General features: G+C 62.3%; 18 protein-coding genes and 1 tRNA gene. 7 read left to right on the plus strand and 12 right to left on the minus strand.

Going from position 1 to position 23321, the window contains the following annotated elements; translation table 11 throughout:
* Positions 1–72: 72 nt before the first annotated feature.
* Positions 73–1797, minus strand: coding sequence for an ABC transporter substrate-binding protein (locus KSW38_RS21275; RefSeq protein ID WP_216926950.1), 1725 nt, complete (start codon positions 1795–1797; stop codon positions 73–75).
* Positions 1798–1840: 43 nt separating this feature from the next.
* Positions 1841–2896 (minus strand): ABC transporter permease, encoded by a 1056-nt coding sequence (locus tag KSW38_RS21280; protein WP_254186784.1) that lies wholly within the window; start codon positions 2894–2896, stop codon positions 1841–1843.
* A 130-nt stretch (positions 2897–3026) separates the two neighbouring features.
* Between KSW38_RS21280 and KSW38_RS21285 the strand changes: the two genes are divergently transcribed.
* Together KSW38_RS21285 and KSW38_RS21290 are read left to right on the plus strand one after the other, a co-directional pair.
* A complete protein-coding gene (locus KSW38_RS21285) occupies positions 3027–4493 on the plus strand; it encodes a chlorohydrolase family protein (RefSeq protein WP_216926951.1) in 1467 nt (488 codons plus the stop codon).
* 34 nt (positions 4494–4527) lie between these two features.
* Positions 4528–5229: a GntR family transcriptional regulator gene (locus KSW38_RS21290; RefSeq protein WP_254186785.1), complete on the plus strand. Its 702-nt coding sequence runs from the start codon at positions 4528–4530 to the stop codon at positions 5227–5229.
* A gap of 1 nt (position 5230) precedes the next feature.
* Here the strand turns inward: KSW38_RS21290 and KSW38_RS21295 are convergent, their stop codons facing one another.
* The 5 genes from KSW38_RS21295 to KSW38_RS21315 all read right to left on the minus strand — a co-directional run bounded on the left by KSW38_RS21295 (position 5231) and on the right by KSW38_RS21315 (position 11945).
* The gene (locus tag KSW38_RS21295) at positions 5231–6646 is read right to left on the minus strand and encodes a DUF4032 domain-containing protein (protein ID WP_216926953.1); all 1416 of its coding nucleotides are present in this window, start codon (positions 6644–6646) and stop codon (positions 5231–5233) included.
* Positions 6643–8244 carry a beta-N-acetylhexosaminidase gene (locus tag KSW38_RS21300; RefSeq protein ID WP_216926954.1) on the minus strand — a complete coding sequence of 534 codons (1602 nt, stop codon included), beginning with the start codon at positions 8242–8244 and terminating at the stop codon, positions 6643–6645. Before KSW38_RS21300 ends, KSW38_RS21295 begins: the two co-directional genes overlap by 4 nt.
* A gap of 93 nt (positions 8245–8337) precedes the next feature.
* Positions 8338–9420: an ABC transporter ATP-binding protein gene (locus tag KSW38_RS21305; RefSeq protein WP_216926955.1), complete on the minus strand. Its 1083-nt coding sequence runs from the start codon at positions 9418–9420 to the stop codon at positions 8338–8340.
* 229 nt (positions 9421–9649) lie between these two features.
* Entirely contained in the window at positions 9650–10453 is an 804-nt protein-coding gene (gene otsB, locus KSW38_RS21310) for a trehalose-phosphatase (RefSeq protein ID WP_216926956.1), read from the minus strand.
* Positions 10443–11945, minus strand: coding sequence for an alpha,alpha-trehalose-phosphate synthase (UDP-forming) (locus KSW38_RS21315; RefSeq protein WP_216926957.1), 1503 nt, complete (start codon positions 11943–11945; stop codon positions 10443–10445). Before KSW38_RS21315 ends, otsB begins: the two co-directional genes overlap by 11 nt.
* A 176-nt stretch (positions 11946–12121) precedes the next feature.
* Between KSW38_RS21315 and KSW38_RS21320 the strand changes: the two genes are divergently transcribed.
* Together KSW38_RS21320 and KSW38_RS21325 are read left to right on the plus strand one after the other, a co-directional pair.
* Positions 12122–13000, plus strand: coding sequence for a DsbA family protein (locus KSW38_RS21320; RefSeq protein WP_216926958.1), 879 nt, complete (start codon positions 12122–12124; stop codon positions 12998–13000).
* A gap of 136 nt (positions 13001–13136) precedes the next feature.
* Positions 13137–13213 (plus strand) — tRNA-Thr (locus KSW38_RS21325).
* Positions 13214–13345: 132 nt separating this feature from the next.
* On the opposite strand, the gene KSW38_RS21330 is transcribed toward KSW38_RS21325, so the two are convergent.
* Positions 13346–14173 carry a helix-turn-helix transcriptional regulator gene (locus KSW38_RS21330; RefSeq protein WP_254186786.1) on the minus strand — a complete coding sequence of 276 codons (828 nt, stop codon included), beginning with the start codon at positions 14171–14173 and terminating at the stop codon, positions 13346–13348.
* A gap of 236 nt (positions 14174–14409) precedes the next feature.
* Between KSW38_RS21330 and KSW38_RS21335 the strand changes: the two genes are divergently transcribed.
* Positions 14410–15795 carry an MFS transporter gene (locus KSW38_RS21335; RefSeq protein ID WP_216926993.1) on the plus strand — a complete coding sequence of 462 codons (1386 nt, stop codon included), beginning with the start codon at positions 14410–14412 and terminating at the stop codon, positions 15793–15795.
* Between the two features lie 334 nt (positions 15796–16129).
* On the opposite strand, the gene trxA is transcribed toward KSW38_RS21335, so the two are convergent.
* Both trxA and KSW38_RS21350 read right to left on the minus strand, forming a co-directional pair.
* Positions 16130–16582, minus strand: a complete 453-nt coding sequence (gene trxA, locus KSW38_RS21340) for a thioredoxin (protein WP_216926959.1) — start codon at positions 16580–16582, stop codon at positions 16130–16132.
* A 437-nt stretch (positions 16583–17019) separates the two neighbouring features.
* Positions 17020–18279, minus strand: a complete 1260-nt coding sequence (locus KSW38_RS21350) for a cation:proton antiporter (protein WP_223948030.1) — start codon at positions 18277–18279, stop codon at positions 17020–17022.
* A 167-nt stretch (positions 18280–18446) separates the two neighbouring features.
* Between KSW38_RS21350 and KSW38_RS21355 the strand changes: the two genes are divergently transcribed.
* The gene (locus KSW38_RS21355; RefSeq protein ID WP_216926961.1) at positions 18447–20132 is read left to right on the plus strand and encodes a RecQ family ATP-dependent DNA helicase; all 1686 of its coding nucleotides are present in this window, start codon (positions 18447–18449) and stop codon (positions 20130–20132) included.
* Positions 20133–20135: 3 nt separating this feature from the next.
* Here the strand turns inward: KSW38_RS21355 and KSW38_RS21360 are convergent, their stop codons facing one another.
* Together KSW38_RS21360 and KSW38_RS21365 are read right to left on the minus strand one after the other, a co-directional pair.
* Positions 20136–21059, minus strand: a complete 924-nt coding sequence (locus tag KSW38_RS21360) for an NAD(P)H-hydrate dehydratase (RefSeq protein WP_216926962.1) — start codon at positions 21057–21059, stop codon at positions 20136–20138.
* Positions 21037–21822 (minus strand): histidine phosphatase family protein, encoded by a 786-nt coding sequence (locus KSW38_RS21365; RefSeq protein WP_216926995.1) that lies wholly within the window; start codon positions 21820–21822, stop codon positions 21037–21039. Before KSW38_RS21365 ends, KSW38_RS21360 begins: the two co-directional genes overlap by 23 nt.
* A gap of 182 nt (positions 21823–22004) precedes the next feature.
* On the opposite strand from KSW38_RS21365, the gene KSW38_RS21370 reads away from it, so the two are divergent.
* Positions 22005–23321 (plus strand): NAD(P)/FAD-dependent oxidoreductase, encoded by a 1317-nt coding sequence (locus KSW38_RS21370; RefSeq protein WP_216926963.1) that lies wholly within the window; start codon positions 22005–22007, stop codon positions 23319–23321.

The following is a 23321-nucleotide window of genomic DNA, read 5'->3' on the forward strand; positions in this document are numbered from 1 at the left end:
TGCGGGCCGCCCGCTGGGAGCAGGCGGCCCGCTTCTCCTTCTGGACTATGCCGATGTGTTGTCGAAGTCCGGTTAGTGCTCGACGCCGACGATCGAGAGGTCGATGCCGCCGAAGAAGTAGCCCACCTGGGCGTTGCGGACGTTGGATCCCACCACGCTGTTGGTGTGGCTGCGGATGAGCGGGACGATGGGGTACGTCTTCAGGGCAGTGCCGAACGCCTCGGACCACTTCTTGCCAAGCTCTTCTGAAGTGCCGTCCGTGTTGCGCAGATCAAACATCGTCTTGGAAACTACGGGATCGAAGTAGCGGGAGGTGTTGGAGAAGCCGTAGCTGGTGCCTTCGTTGTTCGGTCCCAGCAAGGGGTCTGCTGAAGTACGGACGGAGGCCGGATCGGCGCCACCGCACCAGCCGGAGCGACCCATGTCCGGAAGCTGTTCGCTGGCCAGGACCGAGTAGTAGTTCGGCGCCGGAATGGCCACCAGCTCAACATCGATGCCCAGGGCCTTGAGATTTTGCTGGACTACGGTGCCGGTGTTCTTGAAGGCGTCGCGGTTGTTGGCGTAGCCGTACGTGAGGGTCTTGGGGTAGTCCTTGCCTTCAAGGAGCTTCTTGGCTTCCTCCAGCTTGGGATTGCCCGCAGGATCCAGCTCCAGCTCCGTCTCGACGTAACCACGCATCTTGGAGTTGAGCGGGCTCTGCGTGATCTCGCCAAAGCGTCGTCCGCCGTACTGCACCAGGATTGATTGGCGGTCCAAAGCCAGGGCGATTGCCTTGCGGACGTCCGGGTCCTTGATCTTTTCCGTGTTCAGGCTGAGGACATCGTTGCAGCCCAGAAGGCCGGATGCGACGCGATCCTTGACCTTGGCATCGGCCAGCTTGGCGGAATCCGAGGTCTGCAGAGCGCCGTTGGAATCGAGCGTAATGGCATTTGGATCCGAGTCAGCCAACAGCTGCTGGCTGATGGTTGCCTGCGAGGTGGAGAGGGAGAAACTGAAGGTGTCCGGAAGGGCGGTGCGGTTTGGGTCCGTGGCGGCGTCCCAGTGCGGGTTGCGGACCAGCTTGAGCGACTTGCCCCGGTTGTAGGACTCCACCATGTATGGCCCCGAAGACACAGGATGGTTGGTGTAGTCCAGCTTGGTGTCCTTGGCCTTGGGTACAGGCGCCGTGTTGGAGCGGGACGCCAGTGCAGGGAACTCTGCGAACGGCTTTTTCAGATGGAAGACGATCGTTCGGTCATCCGGCGTTTCAACCGCCTGAAGCGACGCGGAAGGATCCTTGTACGGCCCCTTGTACCCGCCGGCGTCGAGCGCTGAATTCAACTCTTGCGGCGCCTGGGTGAAGACATCCTGCGCGAAGGTGCGTTCCACGCCGTACTTGATATCGGCGGAGGTGATGGGTGTTCCGTCCTCAAACTTCACGCCTTCCTTGAGCGTGAAGGTCCAGCTGAGGCCATCGTCGGAAACTTTGCCGGTGTCCGTTGCGAGGTCAGGGACCACTGTTGGGGGTTGCCCTGCGGTTTCCTTGGCCATGGTCAGGGTCCGGTAGTACAGCTGGCCCACATTGGCGGTCTGGACGTAATTGCTGTTGCCGGGATCCAGGGTCTGGAAGTCCGAGGACATCAGGACGTTGAGGTTGCCGCCCTTGGTGTTGAAGCCGGTCTTGACCACGTTGGGTGCCAGCTCCGTGACCGATTCTGCGGACTTGGTGTTGCCGGGCTGGTTCTGGCCGGCGGCGCAGCCTGTTGCGGCCATGGCAATCAGCACGGAAAGCGCCAGTGCTCTCGTGGGGGTTTTCATGATGCTCCTGTTGAAGGGGTTGGGTGAAGGGAGATGTTGGAAGTTAGTGGCGGGAAGCCTTGGGGTCCAGCGCGTCCCGGACGGCGTCGCCCAGGAGGTTGAACGCCAGGACGGTGACAATGAGCATGACGCCCGGAACAGCCAGGAACCACGGATCGCTGAGGTACCAGTTGCCGGATTGCGCCGCGTTCAGCATTTGCCCCCACGACGGTGTGGGGTCCTTGACGCCGACGCCCAGGAAGGAAAGGGCTGCTTCGGCAGAAATGTTGGTGGGGATCAACATGGTGGCGTACACCAGGACTACTCCCATGACGTTGGGGATGATCTGGCGGAACAAGACGCTCACGTGGGAGGCACCGAAGGAGCGGGCCGCTTCCACAAACTCGCGTTCCCGGAGGCTCAGGACCTGGCCGCGGACAATCCTTGCCAGGTAAGCCCACCCGAAGAATCCGAGGATGATCACCAGGGAGGCCATGGGCAGGAAGCTGCCTTCGCCCAGCGGTGTATCCCGGAGCCGGGATTGCAGGATGGGCGTCAGGGAGAGCACCAGGAGAAGGTGCGGGAATGCGAGGAACAGGTCCATGATGCGGCTGATGACGGCGTCCGTCTTGCCACCGAAGTAGCCCGCAGCCGCACCGAGTACTGTTCCCAGAACTACGGAAACGGCAGTGGACAGCAGGGCGATGGTGAGGGAAACCTGGCCACCGTAGGCGAGCCGGGCGAAAAGGTCGCGGCCCAAGCCGGGCTCAACGCCCAACCAGTGCTCGGCGGACGGATACATATAGCCGGGAAGCGGCAGGCCGGGCGTCTGGAAGTCGTCCAGTACCTCGGGGCTGGTGTTGGACGTGAAGGGGTCATTGCCAGACATCGCGCTGAGTACGGGGGCAAGGATGGCGAACAGCATGATGGCCACCACGACGCACAGGCTCAGGAGTGCGATCTTGCTCCGCCGGATCCTCATCCACGCCGTGGCGAGCAGGGAGCGTGCCTCGGCGGGTGCGGCTGCTTTGCCCTCAGGCGAGGTTGCCGGAGTGGGCGGCGGACTGCCGGTATTCGGTTCGATGGACTGTAGCTGGGTCAACGCTTGTGCTCGTTTCATGATCCAGGGAGCTGACTCCGCGATTCTTGTATACCAAACTAGACTAGATCAGGATCGATGCGATGTAAATCACAAATAATGTACTGTTTGGAATACCAGATAGCTATTTTGTTCGAACAAAGGAGTTCACGTGCCCACAAAGGCAACTGCCCGATACGTCCTGGGGCACAACAAAGGGCAGCACGTGCTGCTGGAGGATGCCTGCGTGGTCTATAGCGGCGACACCATTGAGTACGTCGGCCATGACTACACGGGGCCGGTGACTGAAGAACATCATCTGGGTGACGCACTCCTGATGCCAGGGCTGATCGACCTCGATGCCCTCACCGACATCGACCACCTCATCCTGGACAGCTGGGCCGGGCCGGAGCAGGCAAAGGGGCACCAATGGTCCGAGGACTACTTCCGCAACCGCCGCGCGGACGTCTTTACCGCTGAGGAACGCCAACAGATCCGCGAGTACGCCCTTATCCAACTGGTCCTTCATGGCATCACCACCTACATGCCGATTGCATCGGAGGTCCATTCCGAGTGGGCGGAGCCTTTTGAGGAACTCGTGGGGATGGCGGAGACCAGTCGACGGCTCGGCTTGCGTGGCTACCTTGGGCCCGCATACCGCTCGGGCGTGAATGTGGTGTTGAAGAACGGCGAACGCTCGGTCATGTTCGACGCCGGCCGTGGCCGTGAGGGGCTGGCGGACGCATTGCGCTTCATTGACCATGCGACAGAGCTGAACGACCCGCTAATCACCAGTGTCCTGCTCCCATGCCGCATCGAGACCCTGGACATCGAACTGCTCAAAGCAACGGCGGCGGCTTCAGAAGAGCACGACGTCCTGGTTCGCCTGCACTCCCTCCAAGGCCTCGTGGAACGGGAACTCATCCTGGACCGGCATGGCGTCACGCCCCTGGAGCTCCTGGACCAAGTGGGCATGCTCAACGAACGCTTGCTGATCCCGCATGCCACCTACACGGACCGCAACCCCGCCGTTTTCGGAGAGGATCGCGGCGACCTTGCCCGGCTGGCAGACAGCGGCGCCAGCATCATCCACTGCCCTCTGACATCCATGCGCTATGGCAGCACCTTGGATTCCTTTAACGCATACAAAGCAGCCGGCATCAACATCTCCCTGGGCACCGACTCCTTCCCGCCGGACCTGGTCCGGGGCATCGATGCAGGCGTGCAGCTGGGCAAGATCCTGGCAGGCAGCAACGACGCCGGCGACCTCGCCGGATACTTCGACGCCGCCACGCTAGGAGGAGCCCGGGCGCTGCGACGTACCGATCTCGGCCGGTTGGAGCCCGGGGCCCAGGCAGACATGGTGGCCTTCTCCCTGGGAGACATCCGCGACGGCGTTCACGAGGACCCACTAAGGACCCTCACGCTCAACGGAACAGCACGCCAGGCAGTGCTTTCAGTGGTGGCCGGCCGGACCATCATGGCCGACGGCCTCATAGAGGGAGTGGACCTGGACTACTGGCGGGGAAAGGCCCAGGAACTCTTCGCCAGGATGCGTGAGGCCTACACACTCAGGGATGGCCTGAACCGCCCCTCCGACGAGCTGTTTCCACCCGTGTATGCTCGGTTGGAACGCTGACCGGCGCCGGCCGGCGAATGGAGCGGACGCTGGCATGAAGGGAAGTTTGACAGTGGCTGAGGCGATGCCGGAAACCGGAAATGGCCGCGATGACGAGGCCCGCGCGGAGCACGTCTACCAACTGGTGTTGGAGGGAATCGTCACGGGCACCTTCGCGCAGGGTGGGCGTTTGCGCGAACGGGAACTGTCCGAGATGTACGGCGTCTCCCGGATCCCGGTCCGCGAAGCCATCCAACGCCTGGAGAAGGACGGTTTCGTGGCCACCTTCCCGCGCCGCGGCGCAGTGGTCCGGCAACTCACGCTCACCGACGTCAACGAGCTCTTCGACGTCCGCCTTTGCCTGGAAACGTTCGCCGCGAGGATGGCTGCCACCCGCGTTGCCGAAGGCCATTCCAGTGGCAGGCTCGAGGAACTGATGGAAGCCTCCAACGCCGCCATCGACGAGGACCGGGCAGAGGACGTCGCGCTGATCAGTGCCGAGCTCCACGCCGAAATCGTACGTCTCTCCGGCAACAGGCTGCTCATCGAGTCCGTGAAGCCGCTGTTTGGCCGCATGCGCTGGATCTTCGGATTGGCACACAACCGCAGCAACGAGCTCCAACGGGACGAACACAAAGAGCTGTGCAACGCCATCCTGAAAGGCCGGCCGGACCTGGCCTACTCGCTGGCGTACACGCACATTGAGCTCGGCCGGGAACCCGTGCTGGCAGGCCTCGCGGAGACCCTGGAACCCTGAGTTAGTCGTCCGCGTCCGGGTACTCGTCCACTTCGTCGTACCGGCCTGACTCCTCCACCTCAACCTCAAGGATCTTGAGCAGCTCGGTGTCAGGGTTCAACATGATGGCAGCCTCGTCCCTGCGGTGCTGCAGCACAGTGTCCAGGTAGGACTGCACAGTCTCGGCCAGCGGGATGTAGCGATCCTGTTTCTGGCTCATGTACCAGCGGTGCTCCAGGACCTCGTGCACTACTTCGGCTGGTTCCAACTTCCCGGCAAGGTGCCGGGGAATAGACCGTACGATCGGTTCGAAGATCTGGCTGACCCATGCGTGGGCGCTTATTTCCTCGTCCAGGTCAGGGTTGTTGTCCGCCCTGAACTGGTCCATATCGTTCAGGAGCCTGCGTGCCTGGTTCTCCTGGGCGTCCAATCCGGTGAGGCGCAGCAAGCGCCGTTGGTGGTGGCCGGCGTCGACGACTTTTGGCTGCAGCTGGATGGTTGAACCATCCGCCGTGGTCTTGATGGCATATTCCTCGACGTCGAAGCCGAGCTCGTTGAGCCGGCGGATGCGGGCGCCCACGCGCCAGCGCTCGCCGAGTTCGAAGGATTCCTTTTCCGTCAGCTCAGCCCATAGCCTGCGGTAACTGTCCATGATGAGCTCACTGGTAGCCACGGGATCGACCTTTTCCTCGATGAGCCCGCCATCCAGGAGGTCCATCAGTTCACCAGCGATGTTGACGCGGGCGATCTCCAGGTCATACTCGCGCTGGCCCATGGACAGGTCCGGGTAAAGCTCGCCGGTTTCGGCATCCACAAGGTACGCAGCGAACGCGCCGGCGTCGCGACGGAACAGCGTATTGGAAAGCGAGACGTCGCCCCAGTAGAAGCCAATGAGGTGCAAGCGGACAAGCAGCAACGCCTGGGCGTCGATGAGGCGCGTCAACGTGTCCTTGCGAAGCATCTGCGAGAAAAGTGCCCGGTATGGCATGGAGAACTTCAAATGCCGGGTGACCAACACCGGGTTCAGGGGTTTGCCGTCGGCTGTGGTCCGGCCGGTGATGACGGCCACGGGCTCGACACACGGAACATCCAGCCGAGCCAGCTTGCGGAGCATGTGGTACTCGTGGCGGGCAACGTGCTCGGACGTTTCCTTGATGGCAATGACCGATCCACCCAAGTGCGCGAAACGCACGATGTGCCGGGAGATACCGCGGGGGAGGGCGGCGAGGTTCTCGGCCGGCCAGTCCTCGAGCGCAATGTGCCACGGCAGGTCCAACAGTTCCGGATCCGCTGCGGCGGCGGTGATGTTAAGGGAACCGATGACGCTGGCCGGTGGTGCTGTGTCTTGCGCGCTGGCCGCCTCAGTCCTGGGGAGCTTGCCGATCTGCCCGTAGTCGGTCGGTTCGTCGTGCCACTGGGCTCCGTTTTGCTCGCTCATGCCTCAATTGTTCCGTACTCGCCGGTGTTGGCGTTCATTGCTGCGGTAAAGGGATATTCGGGCATCGCGGACCACTGGATGTCCGGTGCTGCCTGGAACGTGACGCCCTGCCTTGTGAGGCGCTCACCCAAGGCGCCAAGCCGACGTCGGAAGTCACCAACGTCCCGCGCGTCCTGCGGCGACCAGCCCACTTCCGCCAAGGAAATGGCCCTGGGGTACAGGAGCCAATAGGCCTGCTGGTTGTTGCGGACGGTCTCCGTCCACAGCGGGCCTTCGACGCCAAGGACCTTGTCATCTTGCAGGCCGCCTTGGGCGGGATTCCAGTGGTAGTACTCGGACCACGTGAACGGCCCGCCGTCCACCCACTCAAGGCCGATCGGGCTGCTGGAATCGTACTTTTGGTCCAGATAGGTGTTCGCGGCCGGGGACATGATGACCTTGGAGCTGCCGCTTTCGGCCTGCTGGACAACCGGGGAGAAATCACCGAACCAGTACTGCACCACGGACCCCTGCGGGAGTTCGACGCTGGCGTATTCGTTCCAACCCACTACGGTCTTGCCGGTTTCCGCTCCGATCCGGGCAAACTCCCGGACCATGGTGACGTAGTTGTCGTGGCCGGTGACGTGGGCTTCATCGCCCCCGATGTGGAGGTACGGACCATCCGTGATGGCAGCGAGTTGGCCAAGCACTTCACGAACGAACTCGTAGGTGGCAGGCAGTGCTGCGTCCAAGGTGGAGTAGCCGACCTCGCCGGTCGCATTCATGGGCTTGGCCATACCGTCCGGGTTGAGCTGCGGGATGGCTGCCAAGGCCGCATTGACGTGTCCGGGAAGGTCGATCTCCGGCACTATCAGCACGTTCCTCGCAGCGGCGTAGGCCTGGATCTCCCTGAAGTCCTGCTGCGTGTAGAAACCTGAGTGCCCGGGAGTGAGGCCGATACCGGGGTGGTTCACGGCGCCGCCAATAGCGGTGAGGTTCCCGTAGTCCAAGCCCGACGGATTCTCCTTGGGCGCATGTATCTCGATGCGCCAGGCTTGGTCATCCGTAAGATGCAAGTGCAGGGCATTGAGCTTCAACTGGCTCATGACATCTATCTGCTGCTTCACCTCTTCGACCGTGAAAAAGTTCCGGGCGACATCGAGCATGAGTCCGCGATAGGCGAACCTGGGCGCGTCCCTGATCTCGACGGCGGGAATCACCCAGGTGCCGTCGGTGCTGGTGTTCGAATCGTCCGCGCCTGTGAGGGAGTGTTCAACGGCAGGCGGGAGCAACTGGCGGAGTGTTTGGACTGCGTTGAAGAGGCCCGCGGGAGTTGTTGCCGCGAGGCGGGCACCGGCATTGGTGACAGTCAACCGGTAGGCTTCCGGACCGCCGTCGAGCGTTTCAACTAAATCCAAGGTGATGTCGCCGGCATTGGCCGTCTCGACGATGGGAAGAGCGAAACCAGTGCCGCGGCGAAGCAGCACCGCCAGCTGCTCCGCGACCCGGACAGCTGCCTGGCTTGCCGCGATCCGTGCCGTAGGCGCAAGCGTGAAGGCCTGACCGTCCGATGGCGCGACTTGTACGGGCCGGGGGATCAGGTTATCCGTCGTGTTCATGCCGTTCTTTCTGCAGAATGGTTAACGCGAGAGCGGCCCGACCCGGGAAGGGTCGGGCCGCTGTCACGATGCGGATTCAGGTGCCGGTGGGGACTAGTCGCCCAGGCGCAGACCCGTCTTGGTGTCGAACAGGTGCACGTGGCCGGACTGCGGACGAACGAAGATGGACTCGCCCTTCATCGGGGGGCGGCGGCCGTCAACACGGGCAACGATGTCGTGGCTCTTGCCATCCAGGATGGTGTGGCCGTAGACGTAGGCATCGGCGCCGAGTTCTTCGACGACGTCAACCTCAACCTGCAGGCCTTCGCCGTGGCCGACCGTCTCGAGGTCTTCCGGACGTGAACCAACGGTGACCGTCTGTCCGTGTGCTTCTTCGAGGACGTCGCGCTTGACCGGGTAAACCGTGCCACCGAACTGGACGCCGCCGTCGACAACCGGCAGTTCCAGCAGGTTCATGGCGGGGGAGCCAATGAAGCCTGCGACGAAGACGTTCTGCGGGCGGTCGTAGAGGTTGCGCGGGGTGTCAACCTGCTGGAGCAGGCCGTCCTTGAGGACTGCGACGCGGTCGCCCATGGTCATGGCCTCAACCTGGTCGTGCGTCACGTAAACCGTGGTGACGCCGAGGCGGCGGGTCAGGGATGCGATCTGCGTACGCGTCTGGACACGGAGCTTGGCGTCAAGGTTGGACAGGGGCTCGTCCATGAGGAAGACCTGGGGGTTACGGACGATTGCGCGGCCCATGGCAACACGCTGGCGCTGACCGCCGGAGAGTGCCTTCGGCTTGCGATCCAGGTACTGCTCGAGGTCGAGAAGCTTGGCGGCTTCGCGAACACGCTCGGCGCGCTCTTCCTTGGAGACGCCTGCGATCTTAAGCGCGAAGCCCATGTTGTCCGCAACAGTCATGTGCGGGTAAAGAGCGTAGTTCTGGAAGACCATTGCGATGTCGCGGTCCTTCGGCGGAACATCCGTGACGTCGCGGTCACCGATCAGAATACGGCCGGCGTTCACATCCTCAAGTCCTGCGAGCATGCGCAGGGAGGTGGACTTACCGCAACCGGAAGGTCCAACGAGGACCAGGAATTCGCCATCGGCGATGTCGATGTTGAGCTTATCGACGGCGGGCTTATCTGTGCCCGGGTACAGACGCGTAGCGTTATCAAAAGTAACTGTAGCCACAGTTATCAATCCCTTCACCGGCAGGTACGTGCCGGACGATCCGTTGTGAATGGTTCATTTTCTTCAGTTGAACTCCCCGGCCATTGGCCTGGGAGGATCGTGTGACGTCGCACGGTACTGTGCGTCACATCACGTCCAAGAGTATGTCAGACTTTTGGACTTACTACCTAAATGTTACGAACGTCACATGTGATGTTGATCCCGCTCCATGCTTCCGCGGTGACGGGGTTTATGCTTCCGCCGTGACTCGGCGGCGCTCCCGCAGGAGCGTTTCCAACAGTTCCGCAACGTGCACCGGGGCTTCCACCCGGTACTCTGCCTGCGTGAAATCCAGGCCGACTTTGATGCCGACGTCCTCGCCCATCAGCCTGCCCAGGGCGTCCTCATCCGTCACGTCATCGCCGGCGAACAGAATGGCCGTGGCGCCTGTTGCTTGACGGAGGAACTCCACTGCCTCGCCCTTGGAGGCATGGACAACGGAGGTCTCCAGCACGCGTTTGCCGGTCTTTACGTACACTCCGGGATGCTCACGCAGAACCCGCATGGCGGCCTCTACCGCGTCTTCGGCCACGTCGTCGTCTGCAAGCCGAGTGTGAAGGACGACTCCGGCGGGCTTGTCCTCGAGCAACGTCCCCGGCGCGATGTTGACGATGCCGGCCAGGACGTCACGTACTGAAGCGAGGCGTGCACGTTGTTCATCATCCAACTCCAAGCCCAGTGACCCTTCGCCCAGCCATACCTCCGCGCCGTGGCTGCCAATCAGCAACGTGTTCACAGGAGGCGAGGCGACCAGGCGCAAACTGTCCAGGGCGCGTCCCGAGATGAGTGCCGTCGTCGTGCGCGGCAGTTCAGCAAGGGCTTCCAAAGCCGCAGCCGAACGCGGAAGGGGCCGGGCGTCATCGGCATGGTCCACGATTGGGGAGAGCGTGCCGTCGAAATCCAAGGCCACCAGGAGTTGCTCCGTGCCCGCGATCCGCCGAATGGCGTCCAACAGTTCCGGGGACAAAGACAGGGGCGTCTGCTCAGCTGTCATCGCGCACTACCTTCTCCTCGAGGGCGGCCAGGAACTCCGCTGACCAATGATCGACGTCGTGGTCAAGGATCTGCTTGCGCATCAGCTTCATGCGGCGGCGGGCTTCCTTGGGGGAGAGGTTAACCGCCCGGAGAATGGCGGACTTAAGGCCATCGATGTCATGCGGGTTGATCAGGAGCGCCTGCTTCAATTGGTCGGCAGCGCCGGCGAACTCACTCAGGACCAGCGCGCCGTCGTCCTCGGAACGGGCCGTCACATACTCCTTGGCCACCAGGTTCATGCCGTCGCGCAGCGCCGTGACCAGCATGACGTCCGCGGCGAGGTACAGCGCCACCATTTCTTCAACGGGGTAGCTGTGGTGCAGGTAGCGGACGGCAGTGTTCTGGATGGTGTCGTAGGTGCCATTGATATGGCCAACGGTGCCTTCGATTTCTTCACGCAGAAGCCGGTACTGCTCCACGCGTTCCCGGCTGGGGCTCGCTACCTGGATCAGGGTGGCGTCCTCCACCTTGATGCTACCTTCGCGCAGGAGTTCCTCGAAGGCCTTCAGGCGGTGGCCGATGCCCTTGGTGTAGTCAAGGCGGTCCACGCCAAGAAGGATGGTCTTCGGATTGCCCAGGTCCTTGCGGATCTGCTTGGCCCTCTCGATGATGTCCGGCCTCCCTGCCAACTCCCGGATCTGGTCAACATCGATGGAAATAGGGAAGGCCTGTGCCCGGGCAATGTGGGTGACCTCGCCGTCCGGGCCCTTTACGTGCACTTGTTGCTGCTTGACGCTCGCGCCCAGGAAGCGGCGGGCAGAGCGCATGAAGTTGCCGGCGTCGCTGGGACGCTGGAAGCCCAGCAGGTCCGCACCCAGTAGGCCATCAATAATCTCGCGGCGCCATGGCAGCTGGGCGAAAATCTCCGGCGGCGGGAAAGGAATGTGGTTGAAGAAGCCGATTTTCAGGTCAGGCCGTGCCTCGCGGAGCATGCGCGGAACCAGCTGGAGCTGGTAGTCCTGGACCCACACAGTTGCGCCGTCCGCGGCATGGCGGATGACGGCGTCTGCGAACTTCTTGTTGACCTGGCGGTACGAATCCCACCAGGTGCGGTGGAACTCCGGTGGGGCGATGACATCGTGATACAGCGGCCAGATGGTCGCATTGGAGAAGCCCTCGTAATACAGCTCGACGTCGTGGCTGCTCAACTGGACCGGGACAAGATCCATCGCTTCGTGGCTGAAAGGACGCACGGTTTCATCCGGGGCTCCGTGCCAGCCCACCCACGCGCCGTCGGACTTTGTCATCATCGGTGCAAGCGCAGTAACCAGGCCGCCCGGGGAGCGCCGCCAGCCTCCGCCACCATCGCCGTTGCCATCCGTGCTGCAGCGGTCAACGGGCAGGCGGTTGGACACCACCATGAAGTCGAACTTGCTCGCCGTTGGCTTCCTGGTGGGAGAGGCCCTAACGCCGTCTTCCGTCTTGAGTTTTTCGCTTGCCAAATCCTGCATTACTGCTCCCTGGGGTTGCTGTGACTCACCTCCCAGCCTACCGGCGGAATCATGTGCGGCAGTTGATCGTTCAACAACCGGGTCTTTGCGCGTGCGCCGAATCTTCAAGTTTGCTCCCGTAAACTGGCCCCGTTGCCCTAGCTATGCACTACGACGTCGAGTAATCCGAGGAACTGATGAGCCCCGCAAACGAACCCCGCCTCTCCAAGGCTGAACGCACCGCCCAGGCACGGGAGAAAGCGCGAGAAATCCGCGAAGCACAGCTGAAAAAGGAAAAGCGCAACAAGCTCCTGATCGGGTGGGGCATCGTGGTGGCGGTGGTGGCGATCCTTGCCGTTATCGCACTGGTAGTGACCACCAGCATTCAGCAAAGCGCACCGATCGCCGACCAGGGTCCTACTCCCGCGAATGGCAACGTGCACGGTGGCGTAACATTGCTGGCCAACTCCGACGTCGTAAAGTCCGATGCCTCGTCCGTGAACGTGGCAGATGTCCCTTCGGCCCCGGCAACCAAGCCTGCAACTGTCTCTGTTCCCGGTGGTGAGCCCGAGGCCGGCAAGCCCGTCAAGGTGATCGCGTACATCGACTTCATCTGCCCGGTCTGCAAGCGGTTTGAGACAACCTACGGTGATTCGCTCACCAAACTCCGCAACGAAGGCAAGATTTCCCTCGAGTACCGCCCCCTTGGCTTCCTGGACCAGCAGTCCACCACCAACTACTCCTCACGCGCAGCAAATGCTGCAGCGTGCGTGGTGAACTCTTCCCCTGAGAAGTACGCCGACTTCTTCAACCTCCTCTTCGAACGCCAGCCTGCCGAAGGCAGCGCCGGCATCTCGGACAACGACCTCAAGTCCATGGCCAAGGAGGTAGGCGCAGCGAACATCGACTCCTGTGTGGATAGCAAGCAGTACCGGCCGTATGTGAAGGTTGCCACGCAAGAGGCGGCAGCCATCGGCATCACAGGAACCCCCACCGTGTTTATCGACGGCAAGCAGTGGGACGGATCCACGGACCTGAACGCTGAGATCCAGACCGCAGTTGACGCCAAGGGCTAGGTTTTAGGAACTTTCGACGGCGGCTGGTCACCCTGGGTTTGGGCCTTGCGTTCAACCTGGGGTGGCTGGCCGGCTTCGTGATTTCCGTGCGGGGGAGGGTCTGGGCTAACCTTATCTAGCGTCGTTTTCGGCGCATGCCTCCTTAGCTCAGTTGGCCAGAGCACCGCTCTTGTAAAGCGGGGGTCGTCGGTTCGAATCCGACAGGGGGCTCCACCAACCCCTCCATTCCGGCGATTTTGCCCGGATTGGAGGGGCTTTTGTTTCCGGGAAGTCATAGCGTTGCTTGGAACGTCTGCGTGGCCCTTGCGTACCTTGCTTCCCCGCCCAAACCAGTGTCGCTGGAAGTCAACAGTTGCAGTGCTTCGGCCGCGGGGTCCCGGGATCGGCGGTGTACATCAGGATGCGGTGGCCGGATTCATCAGGCGGGGTGAGGACCTCGAAATTGAGTTCCAGGTGGCCTACTTCGGGGTGGTGCATGTGCTTGAGGCCGGACATGCAGTTCTCAACAGGATGCCGTGACCACAAATTGGCGAACTCATCGCTGTTCACGGTCAACTCGCCTACCAGCGAAGCCAGTTCCTGATCATCAGCTGAGCGGCCGGCAACCAGCCGCAGCGATGCTACAGCGCGGGTGGCTTCTTCTTGCCAGCGTGTGTAAAGCTCACGGGTGTGACGGTCGAGGAACAACATTCGCGTCATGTTGGGCCTCGTTGAAGGCGTCCTGGGCGCTGCGAAGTCCAAATGACCAGCCACAAGCCGATGACCCATCCCATTCCATGCCAGCACTTCACTCCGGCGTCCAAGGACGACCGCGGGTATGTCGGACATTGACTGGATGAGTCTCAGAATGCCAGGTCTTACCTTGTCCGGCTTGGTCACGGTGCGCCGCTTGGTGGTCCCGGACCGGGCAAGATTGAACAGGTGCGCACGCTCGTCTGCGCTGAGGTCGAGGGCGCGCGCGATGGACTCGATGACGGCCTCGGAGGCGTTGTTGCTCAGGCCCTGCTCCAGTCGGGTGTAGTACGTGTTGCTAACGCCGGCGAGCATGGCGAGTTCCTCCCGGCGGAGGCCAGGTACGCGGCGGATACCGTAATTCAGAAGGCCAACGTCCTCAGGCTGTAAGGCAGCTCTTCGAACGCGAAGGAACTCCCCAAGTTCACTGTGACTACTCATGAGCCTCATTCTGCCGGTGTTCACCGGTCCTGTCCTGTCACTGCCAGGGGTAGGCACGAGGGGGTGTGGTTGTTCCCGGGACATTCCGTGACGGTGGAGTTGTGAAGATGCCGCCAACGGGCGGCTACCCCCTCCAGAGAAGGATCGCCGTCATGACCACTCAACCGGATGTCACCACGGGCCAAGGTGTCCCACTTTCAACCGAAGCGAAACCGACAACTGCACAGGCGGGACGGATGACAGGCCGACAGCGGCTGGCACTCATTGTCCTGCTCGCGGCGAGCTTTACCCTGGCCGTTGACTTCTCAATCCTCGGTGTCGCACTCCCGGCCATCGGCGCCGACGTCGGATTCAGCTTGGAAAACCTCCAGTGGATCGCGACGGCGTTTGCCCTCTGCGCCGCCGGGCTGACACTGTTGTTCGGACGTGTCGCGGACGTCGTCGGCCGCCGCAAAATGTTCATCTTCGGCATGGCCCTGCTGGGCGCAGCATCGCTCGCTGGTGGCTTGACTACTGACCCGGCCTTGCTGCTCATTGCTCGCGCAGGCCAAGGCACCGCGACGGCCATCGTTGTTCCCGCCGCCCTGTCGTTGCTGCTGGCATCCTTCCCTGAGGGCCCTCTGCGGGATAAAGCGCTGGGCCTGAATGGCTCGCTGATGGCTGCGGGCTTCACGACTGGCGCCATCCTCGGCGGGCTTTTGACCGACCTGCTCAGCTGGCGGTGGGCGTTTTTCGTCAACGTGCCGGTGTCTATCGCAGTACTGGTTATCGCCCCCATCGTTCTCGCCGAGAGCAAGCCCACCACCAGGTTGAAACTGGACGTTCCGGGCGCCAGCACGGTGACCCTGGGTCTACTGGCCTTGGTCTTCGGTCTTACCCATGCTGCCGAACACTCCTGGACTGATCCCCTGACGTTGGGCTCGCTCGCCGTAGCAGTCGTGCTCGTCGTTGCGTTCATGGCCGTCGAACGCAGGGCAACCTCGCCGCTGGTACCGCTGGAGATTCTGAAGCGCTCTACCGTTGCATGGGGAAACATTGCCGGCATCCTAGCCTTTGCCACCGAAACGTCCCTGGTATTCCTGTTGACCCTGTACCTGCAGCAGGTGCTTGGCTACACCCCACTCGGGGCCGGCTTGGCCTTCGCAGTCCTTGGCCTCGGCACCGTGATTGGTGGCATCCTCGGGCCAAAGGTCATAGGCAGGATCGGCAACAAGAAGGCCATCGTCTACGGATTCATCGTCCAGGCGATCGCTACCGGTGCCCTCGTCTTGCTCAGGGCCGATCCCGCCTCCATCGGTCCGCTGCTAGTGGCCACCTTCATCGGTGGTGTCGCCAACCTTGTCGTCATCGTCGGATTCATGGTCACCGCAACCTCCGGCCTGTCCAATGAAGAACAAGGCTTGGCCACCGGACTGGCAACCATGAGCCAGCAGATCGGCATCACCATGGGTATCCCGATCATGAGTGCCATCTTCACTGCCCAGATTCTCTCCATCGGCAACAACGAGGCCCCGGCCGTCCTGAGCGGCATAACGACGGCGATATGGGTGAACGCTGGTCTGTGCCTCCTGACCGCGTTGGTCGTAGGTCTTTTCCTCCGGAAACCCGTGCCGGCCGCCTGACGGCATTATCTCCACAAACTAATGCTTGAAGCAGCCCCGCACCGACCGGCGCTCGAACCTGGCGGCTCGTGCGTACCTTTGTAAGCGTTGACTGGGAGTGAAGGACAAAGCGCTTAGGGGGCGAATGTCTGCCTGTCCGGAAGACCAGCATGTCCTCGTCGATGACCGAGGCCCCCGGCCGCCGGGGTCGCCCGTTGCGGCAGCGCTCGATTGGCGTGGCCGGAAGGGACAGCCCAACCGTGCGGAACGTTGCGGCCAGGGTCACTCAACAGGGCACAAAGTCCCGGATGGATTCGCATCTTTCCCAGTCCATCGCGGAGCCGATCCTGCAGACTCAGCTATTCTTGCCGACCATGGGATTTTGGGAAACGACGCCATCAACCCATGAGCGCAGGGCTGCTGCCGGTGCGGCCCCGGCGCGGCGGGCGAGGACCTTTCCGCCTATCAGGATCATGAGCGTGGGCACCGCTTGAATGCCGAAACGCCTGGCAAGATGGGGCGAGCTGTCCACGTCGACTTTGACGAGCTTCACCGTTCCGGCCCGTTCGTGCGCCAATTGATCGAGCACCGGGCTGACTGTCCGGCACGGGCCGCACCAGACCGCCCAGAAGTCGACAATTACCGGAAGAGTTGCCCCTTCGGCGACTTCGGCGAAGTCTCCGTCGCTGGCGGCAACGATCCAAGGCAACAGCTGATGGCAGTGCCCGCATCGCGGTAGGCCGCTGGCGCTGGATGGAACCCTGTTTGGCTTAGCGCAGTGCGGGCATACGGTGATGTTTTCTGTCATTCCTCCCGGCTTTCAGACGGTGGGCTGGCCGGGGCAACGAGGTCAGTATTGGCATGGGGTCTTTCCCGATGCTGTGCTCCCGCTTCGCGCGCGCAATGCTCGCAGCAATAGATTCCTTCGTCGGTCTCGACGCCGTGTCCCAACACCCGGCAGCCACAATGTTCGCACGCCGGCGCCATCATGTGGATGGCACATTCGAAGCTGTCGAAAGTGCCCTTTTGGTCACCCCTCGTGACCGTGAAAGTCCTCGGAGCGTCGTTTCCGCAAACGTCGCATCGTGCCATCGTTGTGTCCTTTCATGGTGACCGGTGGAACCGGCTCCGTCATTAGGTCCGAAAAGAGGCCTATGCCCAGTATCAGCCGTGACCCATCCGTGCCGTAGGGGCGAAAGGCCCCGGACGATGAAACCTGGTTGGAGTTGACGGGTGAGAGCTGTCCTAAGGGACTTCCTCTTGCGCGACCCGGGCCTCCGCTGCCCTCCGGCCACCACGCTGACCCTGTCGAAGCGCCAGCAGCGGAAACAGGAGCACAGAGAGCATGCCCGCTCCGACGAGTGCCGATGAGATTCCGCTTGAAATGAACCCCTGATCCCTGCCAATGGCTGTGACGGCAACGATGATCGGCAGGCCTGTTGCCCCGAACAGCATGATTGCCCGTTTCTCGGCGAAGGTGGACCTCGGCGGGGCAGCAAGCATCGATGGCAGGCCCCGGATGATCAGCAGGAGGATCACGAACAGCGGGAGCATTGCCAGGGCTGAGGGGCTGGACGTGAGTGCGCCCAGATCGAAATCTATGCCGGTATCGATGAAGAAGATGGGCACAAGGAACCCGAACGCGACGGCGTCGAGTTTGGTTTCGATCACCTTCCGGTCCCGTTCGGGTGCACGGGCAATGGCCACTTTCCAAAGGACGCCTGCGGCGAATGCCCCCAGCAACATGTCCAGTCCCAGGACCATGCTCAGCACCACGAGCACGGTAAGGATAAACATGATGGAGCGGACAGCGAACTGGCCGCTGGTGTGGAGGGTCCGGGTGACCTGCGAGTGGAAGAGCGTGTGCCTCGCCTTGGAGGCCAGGAAAATCGCAATGCCAGCCAGGAAGACAAATCCGAGAAGCACCGCCGTGGCCGGTCCCAGCTGCCTGCCACTGAAGAACAGCGAGATTGCAATCAGGGGACCAAACTCGCCAGCTGCTCCCAATGCCGTGACGGCGATCCCCATCGGTGATCTTGATTCACCGGAATCGCGAAGGATGGGCAGCAGTGCCCCCAACGCCGTGGAGCACAGCGCCACGCCGATGATGACCGCGGCCTCCGGCGTAGGGGCCAGCAGAAAGCCTGCGCCAACGCCTGCGGCCAACGAGATCACCCAACCTGCTGTGGCACGGATAGCGGGACGGCCACGGATATCGGCGAAATCAATCTCATTGCCGGCCACGAAGAAGAGCATCGCCAGCCCGAAATCGGCCAGTGTATCCGTGAACTGCGTAGATTCGATCCATCCCAACAGGCTGGGACCCAACAGGATTCCGAGGACGATCTCGAACACCACAAGGGGCACTTTGACCACCCGGTCAAGGAAGCGGACCGCCAAGGGCGCCGCCACAGCCAGTAGAGCGATCAGAACCAAGGTTGTAGACAAGCCCTGCATCAGCGGTACCTCCGGTACCTCGCCCGCTTCGAAGGAAAAGTATTCCAAAGCTACCGCCACACCTGCGATGACGCCATGACGCCGGACTCCCGGTAGGGGCCAGAGTTATCCACAAGCAGGAAGAAGCGCACGACGCCGGGTCCCGGCCCGCGTTAGTCTGGTTACCTCGGCTGAAGCAAGCGGCCGCAACACCCACTGTGCGGAGCCGTTTTCCAATGTCCGATGATCCAGACCTGGGCGCCCTTGCGGCGTCTTCCTTCTCCCTTCCCAAGCTCCGCCCCGGCCAACTCGCAGCCATGAACGCGCTCGCAGGCGGCCGCGACGTCCTGGCGGTCATGCCCACTGGTTACGGCAAATCAGCCACCTACCAAGTGGCAGCCAGGTACCTCTACAACCAAACCGGGCGCCCCGCCGTCGTGGTTTCTCCCTTGATTGCTTTGCAGGAGGACCAGTTGGATGGGCTGAACGGGCAGTTGGGTGACGGCGTTGCTGTCGCCATTAACTCCTCCCGTAGCGACGCGGAAGTGGAGGACGCCTGGGAGGCAGCGGAGTCCGGCAAAGCCACTTTCCTGTTTCTTGCCCCGGAGCAGTTGGCAAAACAGGAGACGGTGGACCGGATCGCCAAACTGGACATCACTATGTTCGTTGTGGACGAGGCCCACTGCGTCTCCTCCTGGGGCCATGATTTCCGCCCCGACTACCTCGATCTTGGAAATGTCCGCGAACGATTGGGAAACCCTCCAGTGGCGGCCCTTACGGCCACAGCCTCCCCTCCGGTGCGCGATGAAATTCTGGAACGACTCGGCATGAAGGACCCGCTGATCCTCGTCCGGGGCTTTGACCGGCCCAACATCAGCCTTGACGTGGTCCGCCATCAAGAAGACAAAGGCAAGCGAAAAGCAGTCCTGGAGCAGGTTGCCTCCCTGGCCAAGGGGGGAGAGCGGGGGCTGCTGTACGCCGCCACCCGCAAGGACACGGAAAAGTACGCCGCCAAACTGGCAAAGGAAGGACTCCGCGCGGAGGCGTATCACGCCGGTCGATCTGATTCTGACCGGGAGCGTATCCATGAGGAGTTCCTGGACGATCAGCTGGACGTCGTGGTTGCCACAACAGCTTTCGGCATGGGTATCAACAAACCCAATGTGCGATTCGTCGTCCATGCCGACATTCCGGAATCACTGGATGCCTACTACCAGGAAATCGGCCGTTCCGGACGCGACGGTAAACCGTCTGCTGCCACACTGTATTACCGCGAAGAGGATCTCGGCCTGCGGAAGTTCTTCGGCACGCATTCACCGGACCCGGATTCGCTCCTGGCAGTTTTGAAGATCGTGAAAGCCGCAGGCGCTCCTGCCCCGAAGAGCGCGCTCGCGGAGCTGACCGGCTTCCCCGTCCGTCGCCTCACCGGGCTCGTCAACCAGCTGGAGGAAGCCGGCGCTGTCACCACAGGCAAGCGCGGCATCCGCCTGGCATCCAAAGCCAAACTATCCGCCCTGGTGGCCCGCGCCGTCGAACTGGCCGGGGCCCGGCAGCGCGTTGACCAGTCCAGGCTGACGATGATGCGCGCATATGCGGAGACGGACAGCTGCCGCCGGCAGTTCCTGCTGGGCTATTTCGGTGAGGAACTTTCGGAGCCGTGCGGCAATTGTGATGTGTGCGCCGCTGCTTCCAAAACCAGCAATGGTGTTCACAGCACAAAGGAAGAGCGCGGCTCAGATGAACAGCGGGCTGGCGAAAGCGATCCATTCCCGCTGCAGTCCGCTGTGATTCACAAGGAATGGGGCCCGGGTTTGGTGATGAGGCATGAGGACGACGTCATCACCGTCTTGTTCGAGCAGGAAGGGTACAAGACGCTCTCCCGCAGGGCAGTTGTGGAGCATGAACTCCTGAAACCTGCATAACTTTCAGGTGTTCAGCTCCAGCATCAGGGCGGGCAGTTCGTCGGCGAGTTCGCGCGCAAGGAACCCGAGCGGGCCCAGCTTGCTAGCCAAGCGGTCGGCCGCGGCGGCGTGGAGGTGGGTTCCCCAGCAGGCGGCCTGTGCGCCGCTGGTTCCACGCGCCCGGAGGCCGGTGATGGCACCGGCCAGTACGTCTCCACTGCCTGAGGTACCCAAGCCTCCGTATCCGGTGGTGATCTTCCACAGTTCAGGGTCCCCAGGGCCGTCTCCAGGTGGACGTGCGATCACGCCCTGGCAGCTAACCACTGCGCCGTACTGTTCGGCGACGGCGGCAACGTCAGTTTCGAGGTGGTTTACGTCCCGTCCCAGCAGGACTCCCGCCTCAGTCGGGTTGGGAGTGAGGATCAACCGGCCCCGCCAAGGTTCCAGCATCCCCTTTAGCTTCACCAGCCCGCCGAGGGCGAAGGCATCGAGGACAATGGCAGGATCTTCGCCTCTGAGCTCCTCCCGCTCCAACAACCTGGTGAGCAATTCCCCTGCCAGGTCCGGATCATCCAAGCCGGGCCCGACCAACACGGCGTCTGCCCGTTCCAAATACCTTGAGATGAGGTCCAGCCCCTCACCGGTAACGGACCCATCGGCAGTCTCCGGCAAGCCCACCGCCCCGCACTCCGGGAGTGCTACTCCCACCTGCACCGCCACGGACTCGGCGACTGCCAACGTAATCTTTCCGGCCCCCGCGCGGAGGGCGGCGATGCCAGCCAGGACGGTGGCGCCCGGAGTAGTCCGCGCACCGCCGATGATCAACACAGCGCCGCGTGAGTATTTGTCTTCGCCAGGAGCCGGCAGCGGCCAATCGCGCAGAAGGGATGGCGTTACTTGCGTGGGGCCCGTGGCGCCGTTGAAATCACTGTGGGTGGACACTGGCATCCCCGGCATGCTCGGTGACCGTAACTCCCTGTTCGGTGAGATGGTCGGCCACATTGAAGCTCTCGAGCGTCCACGGTCCAGCACCAGAGGGGCGCACATACCGGGTTATCGATGCGTTCAGGACTGTCGTTCCGGCGGCGAGGTCCAGGATCTCCCGCTCGGACATCCCCTCCAGGACGTATCGGACCAGCAGGATCACTGCATCATGGCAAACGAGCATTACGCGGTGTCCTCTTCCCAGATTGTTGAGCTCGTCCAGGACGGATCGCAGGCGAAGCGCCACATCAGCCCAGGATTCACCGCCCGGTGGCCGGTAGTACAGCTTGCCCAGCCAGAGGCGCCGTTCGGCTTCATCGGGGTAACGCGTTTCCACGCCTAAGCGGGTGAGTCTGTCCAAAATGCCCAATTCCCGGTCGCGGAGGCGCTCATCCGTGTGGACTTTCAGGGACCACCCAGCTGTTTGAACGGCAATTTCCGCTGTCTGAAGGGCGCGTGCATAGGGGGAGGAGACCACCGTGTCCGGACAGAACTCCTCCGCAATCCGGGACAACGCAGTTCCCAGTGCCCTGGCCTGATCCTGGCCGGTATCCGAGAGGTTGACGTCCGGGTCCCTGGCGGGGACGTCAATGACCTCAGCCCGCGCCAGCCGGGCTTCCGTTGCGGCCACGTTGCCTTCGCTTTCTCCATGCCGGACCAGCAGCAGCTCAACAGCCCCGGCCTCCTGTACCGCCTCTGTCAGGCCGTCGTCGTTCAAGAAAACCAACTCCTTCGCGCGCTTCGCCGAATGCAGAACATTACCCACTGCGTACCCACGGGACCAGAGAATAAACGCACGACGGCGAGCTGCCGTCCCAGCGCTGGCCGTCCACCCGCCGTCGAGCATGTAAGACATGAGGGGACCCGCCGGTACTGTTGCCGGAACCCAGGGTGAAGTAAGTTGCTCGCATGGAGGACACATACCAAGTCATCGTGGTGGGTGCCGGATTCGCAGGCGTTGCGGCAGCCAAAAAACTCGGCCGGAAGGGCGTACGCGTCCTGTTGATTGACTCGAACAACTACCACCAGTTCCAACCGCTCCTTTATCAACTGGCTACTTCCCAGATCGGGGTTTCCGCCATTACGCGCCCGCTGCGCTCCGTCTTCCGCCGCTATGAAACTGTCAGGGTCCTGACGGCGAGTGTTGCCACTATTGATGCTGCGCAACGGTCAGTCACTACCGCCGATGGCGTGACTTTGCGGGCGGAAATCCTGGTCATTGCGGTAGGTGCAGTTCCCAACTTCTTCAACACCCCAGGCGCCGGGCAACATGCTTTTCCGCTGTACTCCGTCACGGACGCCACCAGGCTGGGCACCGCCATTACCCGGCTGCTGGACCAGGCCGATAGGAACTCCGAGGGGCTGGTAGACGTGGTGGTGGTGGGAGGAGGACCCACCGGCGTGGAGACTGCCGGGGCCATGGCAGAAAACGTGAAATACATGGTCCGCAAGTACTTCTCTCCTGAACTCGCTGCCCGCTGCCGCGTTCACCTGGTGGACATGGTCCCGAGTGTGTTGAACATGTTCTCCACGAAGTCCCAGCGGTACGCCACCGAACGTCTTCAGAAGGTGGGCGTCCAGCTGCATATGGGAGTGGGCGTTACCGAGGTGCGAACCGATGGTGTGGCGCTGGCTGACGGGAGCTTTGTCCCCGCGCAGATCGTTGTTTGGGCCGGCGGCTTGAAAGCGGGAGACCTCATCAGCACTTCGGGGCTGACACAGGGCAAAGGTGGGCGTGTCGATGTCCGTCCAGACTTGACCGCCCCGGATGTGGATGGTGTGTACGTCATCGGCGATGCAGCGAACATCACCGATTCCACTGGCGCGAAGTTGCCCCAGCTTGGCTCCGTAGCCCAACAAGCCGGAAAGTGGGCGGCGGCCAATATCCTTGCAGACCTCGCTGGTGGGAGCCGTACTCCCTTCCGGTACGTGGACAAGGGCTATATGGCCATGGTGGGCCGGGGTGCTGCCGTGGCAGAACTGGGCCGCAAACGAATCCAGTTGCAGGGCCTTTTCGCCTTCTTGTCCTGGCTCTTGGTCCATTTGGCCCTATTGTCCGGGGTCCAGCAGAAAGTCCGCGCACTATTTTCCTGGCTCAACGGATATCTCCTGCACAGTCCCGCGCAGGTGGTGGTCAGTGGCCCAACCGAGAAGGAGCTCTCCGGGCTGACTCTTCCCGAAGTACGTCCGGCGCCACCAACCGAAGCGGGCCTGGAAAAGGAATAG

Origin of the sequence: Paenarthrobacter aromaticivorans (assembly GCF_019038615.1) — a bacterium.
Lineage (GTDB): Bacteria > Actinomycetota > Actinomycetes > Actinomycetales > Micrococcaceae > Arthrobacter > Arthrobacter aromaticivorans.

Excerpts from the sequence above, each read along its gene's own strand:
- KSW38_RS21275 (WP_216926950.1), bottom strand. The coding sequence starts at position 1,797 with ATGAAAACCCCCACGAGAGCACTGGCGCTTTCCGTGCTGATTGCCATG.
- KSW38_RS21280 (WP_254186784.1), bottom strand. The coding sequence starts at position 2,896 with ATGAAACGAGCACAAGCGTTGACCCAGCTACAGTCCATCGAACCGAAT.
- KSW38_RS21290 (WP_254186785.1), top strand. The coding sequence starts at position 4,528 with ATGAAGGGAAGTTTGACAGTGGCTGAGGCGATGCCGGAAACCGGAAAT.
- KSW38_RS21295 (WP_216926953.1), bottom strand. The coding sequence starts at position 6,646 with ATGAGCGAGCAAAACGGAGCCCAGTGGCACGACGAACCGACCGACTAC.
- KSW38_RS21300 (WP_216926954.1), bottom strand. The coding sequence starts at position 8,244 with ATGAACACGACGGATAACCTGATCCCCCGGCCCGTACAAGTCGCGCCA.
- otsB (WP_216926956.1), bottom strand. The coding sequence starts at position 10,453 with ATGACAGCTGAGCAGACGCCCCTGTCTTTGTCCCCGGAACTGTTGGAC.
- KSW38_RS21315 (WP_216926957.1), bottom strand. The coding sequence starts at position 11,945 with ATGCAGGATTTGGCAAGCGAAAAACTCAAGACGGAAGACGGCGTTAGG.
- KSW38_RS21320 (WP_216926958.1), top strand. The coding sequence starts at position 12,122 with ATGAGCCCCGCAAACGAACCCCGCCTCTCCAAGGCTGAACGCACCGCC.
- KSW38_RS21330 (WP_254186786.1), bottom strand. The coding sequence starts at position 14,173 with ATGAGTAGTCACAGTGAACTTGGGGAGTTCCTTCGCGTTCGAAGAGCT.
- KSW38_RS21335 (WP_216926993.1), top strand. The coding sequence starts at position 14,410 with ATGACAGGCCGACAGCGGCTGGCACTCATTGTCCTGCTCGCGGCGAGC.
- trxA (WP_216926959.1), bottom strand. The coding sequence starts at position 16,582 with ATGACAGAAAACATCACCGTATGCCCGCACTGCGCTAAGCCAAACAGG.
- KSW38_RS21355 (WP_216926961.1), top strand. The coding sequence starts at position 18,447 with ATGTCCGATGATCCAGACCTGGGCGCCCTTGCGGCGTCTTCCTTCTCC.
- KSW38_RS21360 (WP_216926962.1), bottom strand. The coding sequence starts at position 21,059 with ATGCCAGTGTCCACCCACAGTGATTTCAACGGCGCCACGGGCCCCACG.
- KSW38_RS21370 (WP_216926963.1), top strand. The coding sequence starts at position 22,005 with ATGGAGGACACATACCAAGTCATCGTGGTGGGTGCCGGATTCGCAGGC.